The following is a 3779-nucleotide window of genomic DNA, read 5'->3' as shown; positions in this document are numbered from 1 at the left end:
TGTGTGGGGCTTGTGACTCCGAGACCACACTGCGTCCCCCGGGCCCCCCCGCGGCGCCGCCCTCGCGCCCCCCCCCCCCCCGGGCCCCGCACCGCACCACACCATCACGCTGACGAGAGGAGACCCGTGATGACCGCGGCCTTCGAAGAGTTCGCCCGCCGCGCCTACGGCAGCCTCGACCACCCGACCTACCACCGGATCGGCAAGCTGCTCGAACAGGACCCGTACCGCCCGTTCCGGGCGTCCCTCCCGTCGTCCTGGCAGGTCGAGGACATCACCGACGACAACTGCGACGTCGGCTCGGTCTGGCGGATCGGCTGGGCCGGCGGCGGAGCCGTCCTGCGCCTGTCCGTCATCGGGCCGTACGCCACGGCCTTCGCCCTGCACCCCGACGGGTACGAGACCGACCGGTGCCTCTTCCCCGCCCCCGGTGCCCCGGCCGCCCGGGCGTCCGCCGCGGAGCCCGGCACCGAGGTGCACCGGCTCGCCGCACTCACCCGCGCAGCCGGCTTCGCCCTGCTCTCCGCACCGGAGCTGGCCCGCACCGTCCCGCTCCGGCTCCCCGACGCGGACGGCCCCGTCACCCTCTACGAAGCGCTGTTCTGCTTCGCCTGACGGGCGGCCGTCCTGCTTCAGCGTTCCGCGTCGGCCCGCACCGCGTACGGGACGAACGTGCTCGTGTGCTCGTCGACGGCCAGCGGCCGGCCGATGGCCGGGGCGGAGCGCTGGGGGCAGGCGGGGCGCTCGCAGACCTTGCAGCCGAGGCCGATGGGGGTCGCGGCGGCCTCGTCGGCCAGGTCCAGGCCGGTGGAGTAGACGAGGCGGGCCGCGTGCCGGAGCTCGCAGCCGAGGCCGATCGCGAAGGTCTTGCCCGGCCGGCCCCAGCCGCTGGGTGAGCGCGTGACGGCGCGGGCGGTCCAGAGGTAGCGGCGGCCGTCGGGCATCGCGGCGACCTGGACGTGGACGCGGCCCGGGGAGGCGAAGGCGTCGTAGACGTTCCACAGCGGGCAGGTGCCGCCGGTGCGGGAGAAGTGGAAGGCCGTGGCGGACTGCCGCTTGGAGACGTTCCCGGCGCGGTCGACCCGCACGAACGAGAACGGCACCCCGCGCAGGCCGGAGCGCTGCAGGGTGCTGAGGCGGTGGCAGACCGTCTCGTAGCCGACGCCGAAGTGGTCGGCGAGGTGCTCGATGTCGTAGCGGGCGGACTCGGCCTCGGCGTGGAAGGCGGCGTAGGGCAGGACGAGGGCGGCGGCGAAGTAGTTGGCCAGGCCGATCCGGGTGAGCGAGTGGGCCGCCGAGCCCTCGAAGCTGTCCTGGGCCGCGAGTTCGGTGAGCAGCGCGTCGTGCTCCAGGTACGCGAGCTGGGTGGCGAGGCGGAAGGCCTGCTGGCCGGGGCGCAGCCGGTCGGAGAGCCGCAGGATCCGTCGGCCCGGGTCGTACCGGTGCAGCTGGTCCCCGCCGGCGGCGATCCGGACGCCGTGCACGGAGGTCAGCCGGTCGGCCAGCACCGCCCTGACCTCGCCGCGCCTGAGTCGGATGACGCTCGCCAACTCCTCGGCCGCGGTGTCGAGTTCATGGATGTAGTTCTGACGGCGGTAGAAGAACTCGCGGACTTCCTCGTGCGGGGTGCGGGCGTCCGCACCCGGTCCCCGGTCGCCCGCGAGCACGGCGAGCTGCTCGGCCATCGTGCTGCGCCCGCGGCCCAGGTCCGTCAACAGCCGGGCCACGGCGGGCAGTCGGGCCGCGAGCTCGTCGAGGTCGCCCGGGGTGATCCGGCCGGCCGCGAGGTCGTCGCCGAGGGCGTCGCGCAGCTCGGCGGTGAGCCGGGCGCTGTCCGGCGGGGCGAAGTACCCGGCCTCGACGCCGAACGCCTCGGTGAGGCGCAGCAGGACGGGGACGGTCAACGGGCGTGCATCGTGCTCCAGTTGGTTGAGGTAGCTGGGCGAGAGGTCGACGAGCCGCGCCATGCCGGCCTGGCTCAGTCCGCGTTCCTCCCTGAGCCGGCGGAGTCTGGCACCCGCGAAGGTCTTTCCCATCGTCCTGGCTTCCCCTCGGTGTCGACGATCGGCGTGGCTCGGGCAGCCTAGCCGCGATGAGGCGCGGAGGGCCTTCGCAACCTTCGCCGATCCGCCGGCGATGCTTCGCAGAAATTGGCCCGGCTCCATCGGTGACGGCGGCGGCACCGGGTGCCAGAGTCGGTGCTGCGGCCGGGAGGCGCACAGGACGGCACCGAAAGGGCAGGTCAACTGCGCTGCGCTGCCGTCCGGGCGACCACGTCCCGCGGTGTTCCATCGCTGCCCGGCGCCGCCCGACCGCCCTCTCCCCCGTGCGGAGAGAGGTACCTCACATCCTTCGCAAGACACCCCCGGGAGCGGATCACCATGACCCAGTCGGTTCGGCAGCAGCAGGAGCAGCAGGCGGCGGAGCTGGCCGCGCGGTGGGCGTCCGACCCCCGCTGGGCCGGCGTCGAGCGCACGTACACCGCGGCCGACGTCGTCCGCCTCTCGGGCACGCTGCGCGAGGAGCACACCCTGGCCCGGCGCGGCGCGGAGCGCCTGTGGCGCCAACTGCACGAGCGGGACTACGTCCACGCGCTCGGCGCGCTCACCGGCGGCCAGGCCGTCCAGATGGTGAAGGCCGGGCTGCAGGCGATCTACCTGTCCGGCTGGCAGGTCGCCGCGGACGCCAACCAGGCCGGCCAGACGTACCCGGACCAGAGCCTGTACCCCGCCAACTCCGTGCCCCAGGTGGTGCGCCGGATCAACAACGCCCTACTGCGCGCCGACGAGATCGACGCCGCCGAGGGCACCGACGGGCCGGACTGGCTGGTGCCGATCGTCGCCGACGCCGAGGCCGGCTTCGGCGGCCCGCTGAACGCCTTCGAGCTCACCAAGGGCATGATCGCGGCCGGCGCGGCGGGCATCCACTACGAGGACCAGCTCGCCTCGGAGAAGAAGTGCGGGCACCTCGGCGGCAAGGTCCTCGTGCCCACCGCCCAGCACATCCGCACCCTCAACTCCGCCCGCCTGGCGGCCGATCTGGCCGACGTGCCGACCCTGATCATCGCCCGCACCGACGCGCTCGCCGCCAACCTCCTCACCACCGACGTCGACGAGCGCGACGCCCGCTTCTGCACCGGCGAGCGCACCGCCGAGGGCTTCTACCGGGTCGAGCCCGGCATGGCGCCGGTGATCTCCCGTGGCCTGGCCTTCGCCCCGTACGCGGACCTCATCTGGGTGGAGACCGGCACCCCGGACCTCGCCCAGGCGCGCGAGTTCGCCGAGGCGATCAAGGCCGAGTACCCGGACAAGATGCTCGCGTACAACTGCTCGCCGTCCTTCAACTGGAAGGCCGCGCTGGACGACGACCGGATCGCCAAGTTCCAGCGGGAGCTGGGCGCGATGGGCTACCGCTTCCAGTTCATCACGCTGGCCGGCTTCCACGCGCTCAACCACTCGATGTTCCAGCTCGCCCGCGGCTACGCCGAGCACGGCATGACGGCGTACGTCGACCTCCAGGAGGCCGAGTTCGCCGCGGTGCCGGACGGCTACACCGCCGTCAAGCACCAGCGCGAGGTCGGCACCGGGTACTTCGACCTGGTGTCCACCGCGCTCAACCCGAACGCCGAGACCCTCGCCCTGACCGGCTCCACGGAGGCCGAGCAGTTCCACTGATCCACCCCGGGGGGGGCAGAGCGGAGCGTGGCCCCCTAAACCCCCCCCCCCCGGCGCGCGGGGGAGTGGGAGCGCCCGCTCCCCCCCCCCCCCCCCCCCCCCGCC

At 73.8% G+C, this 3779-nt stretch carries 3 protein-coding genes; 2 read left to right on the top strand and 1 reads right to left on the bottom strand.

The window, feature by feature from the left end:
- The first annotated feature begins 129 nt into the window (after positions 1-129).
- Positions 130-615 (top strand): hypothetical protein, encoded by a 486-nt coding sequence (locus ACFV4G_RS43150; protein ID WP_380449087.1) that lies wholly within the window; start codon positions 130-132, stop codon positions 613-615.
- Positions 616-632: 17 nt separating this feature from the next.
- On the opposite strand, the gene ACFV4G_RS43145 is transcribed toward ACFV4G_RS43150, so the two are convergent.
- Complete coding sequence (locus ACFV4G_RS43145; RefSeq protein ID WP_380449085.1) at positions 633-2036, bottom strand: short-chain fatty acyl-CoA regulator family protein; 1404 nt, start codon at positions 2034-2036, stop codon at positions 633-635.
- 345 nt (positions 2037-2381) lie between these two features.
- Between ACFV4G_RS43145 and aceA the strand changes: the two genes are divergently transcribed.
- On the top strand, positions 2382-3674 hold the full coding sequence (aceA, locus tag ACFV4G_RS43140) for an isocitrate lyase (RefSeq protein ID WP_380449083.1): 1293 nt from the start codon (positions 2382-2384) through the stop codon (positions 3672-3674).
- Positions 3675-3779: the final 105 nt, after the last annotated feature.

It is taken from the genome of Kitasatospora sp. NPDC059747 (assembly GCF_042732955.1).
GTDB lineage: Bacteria > Actinomycetota > Actinomycetes > Streptomycetales > Streptomycetaceae > Kitasatospora.
The sequence above is the reverse complement of the archived record's forward strand: the minus strand, read 5'-3'. Positions and strand labels throughout refer to the sequence as shown.

Bases quoted from the DNA above. Each gene is read 5' to 3' on its own strand.
- ACFV4G_RS43150 (WP_380449087.1), top strand. From the start codon at position 130: ATGACCGCGGCCTTCGAAGAGTTCGCCCGCCGCGCCTACGGCAGCCTC.
- ACFV4G_RS43145 (WP_380449085.1), bottom strand. From the start codon at position 2,036: ATGGGAAAGACCTTCGCGGGTGCCAGACTCCGCCGGCTCAGGGAGGAA.
- aceA (WP_380449083.1), top strand. From the start codon at position 2,382: ATGACCCAGTCGGTTCGGCAGCAGCAGGAGCAGCAGGCGGCGGAGCTG.